1 protein-coding gene is annotated in these 372 nt (G+C 59.7%); it reads right to left on the reverse strand.

What is annotated here, in order from left to right:
- Positions 1–372 (reverse strand): hypothetical protein (locus tag AC1DIO_RS35610; protein WP_476854988.1); only part of this gene is annotated, 372 nt, incomplete at both ends.

Consider the following 372-nt stretch of genomic DNA (forward strand, 5'->3'; position numbering starts at 1 on the left):
GCCGGCAGGTTCGCGGCATTATAACCGGGCGCGGAGGCCGAGGGCGACAGCCCCAGCAACGCATTCAGGTCGCCGAACAGCGCCGGATCTAAATCACCCAGCCCGTCCAGTTTTGGGTTGAGGGTAATGAGATAGGGGCTTTTCGGGTTAGCCGACACCACGAAATAGCCGTTATTATCCGTTGGCAGCGGATAGGCGCTGGTATCAACAGTTTTCCCCTGGTGCTGGCCGGGGCCGCTGTTAGCGATATTTTTCAGTGCGGCTTGGGTAACATTGGCACTGGCCAGGCTTCCTGCATTACCGAGGCTGGCACTGCCTTTCTGCTGACCGCTGACGGTGCTCAGCGCCGTTCCGGCGGTTGTGCCATTATCC

Source organism: Allobosea sp. 05T439 (assembly GCF_056396005.1).